This is a genomic window from Pseudomonas sp. Sample_16, from assembly GCF_004307665.1.
In the GTDB taxonomy this organism is placed as follows: domain Bacteria; phylum Pseudomonadota; class Gammaproteobacteria; order Pseudomonadales; family Pseudomonadaceae; genus Aquipseudomonas.
Window position 1 is genome coordinate 1 of the sequence record NZ_RCOB01000101.1, and the last position, 1,062, is coordinate 1,062.

The following is a 1,062-nucleotide window of genomic DNA, read 5'->3' on the forward strand; positions in this document are numbered from 1 at the left end:
TCAGGACAGGAAACCGCCGTCCACGTTCAGCGAAACACCTGTGGTGTAGCTGGAGGCGTCGCTGGCCAGGTACAGCACCGCGCCGGCCATTTCGCTCGGGTCCGCCACGCGTTTCAAAGGGATCTGCTGCAACGCGGTGTTCAGGATCGCCTCGTTCTTGACCAGCGCCGAAGCGAACTTGGTGTCGGTCAGACCTGGCAGCAGCGCGTTGCAGCGGATGCCGAACTGCGCACATTCCTTGGCGAAAACCTTGGTCATGTTGATGACCGCCGCTTTGGTCACCGAATAAATGCCCTGGAAGATTCCCGGCGAAACGCCGTTGATCGAGGCCACGTTGATGATGCTGCCGCCACCGTTTTCGCGCATCAGCTTGCCGGCTTCGACCGACATGAAGAAATAGCCGCGGATATTCACGTCGACGGTTTTCTGGAAGGCGCCGAGGTCGGTATCCAGTACGTTGCAGAATTGCGGGTTGGTGGCGGCGTTGTTGACCAGAATGTCCAGGCGACCAAACTGTTCCTTGATCCCGGCGAACACCTGGCTGATCTGTTCCATTTCGCCGATGTGGCAGGCGATGGCGGTGGCTTTTCCACCGGCGGCAATGATCGAGTCGGCCACGTGCTGGCAACCCTCGAGCTTGCGGCTCGAGACGATCACGTGGGCACCTTGCTGGGCCAGCAGTTTGGCGATGGCCTCACCGATGCCACGGCTGGCGCCGGAGACGAATGCGATCTTGCCGTCGAGGTCGAACAACTGAGTCTTGGACATGGGTTTTCCTTGTTATAGGCCTGATAGGTGTAGGTGCGGTTTGCTGGCGAAGAGCGATGACGCGGTATGACCGCTACACCGCAGTGTCTGATTCGCCGGCAAGCCTGGCTCCTGCGGGTCGTGTTGGTATCAGAGGCTGGATTTCTGGATGACCTGCAAGCTCATCTGCTCCAGCAGTTTGTTCATGTGAATGAACTGCGCGAAGCGCTTGTCCTGGGTCTGGCCATGGTAGAAGCGGTAGTAGATCTGCTGCACGATGCCGGCCAGGCGGAACAGGCCGTAGGTGTAGTAGAA

The 1,062-nt window shown here is 59.1% G+C and carries 1 protein-coding gene and 1 pseudogene; both read right to left on the bottom strand.

Translation table 11 applies throughout. The features are described 5' to 3' along the window. Window positions 1-768 carry an SDR family oxidoreductase gene (locus D8U69_RS14795; protein WP_056852858.1) on the bottom strand — a complete coding sequence of 256 codons (768 nt, stop codon included), beginning with the start codon at window positions 766-768 and terminating at the stop codon, window positions 1-3. A 129-nt stretch (window positions 769-897) separates the two neighbouring features. Next, window positions 898-1,062 (bottom strand): annotated as a pseudogene (locus D8U69_RS14800) (phosphotransferase family protein); the annotation flags it as partial.

Excerpts from the sequence above, each read along its gene's own strand:
- D8U69_RS14795 (WP_056852858.1), bottom strand. The coding sequence starts at position 768 with ATGTCCAAGACTCAGTTGTTCGACCTCGACGGCAAGATCGCATTCGTC.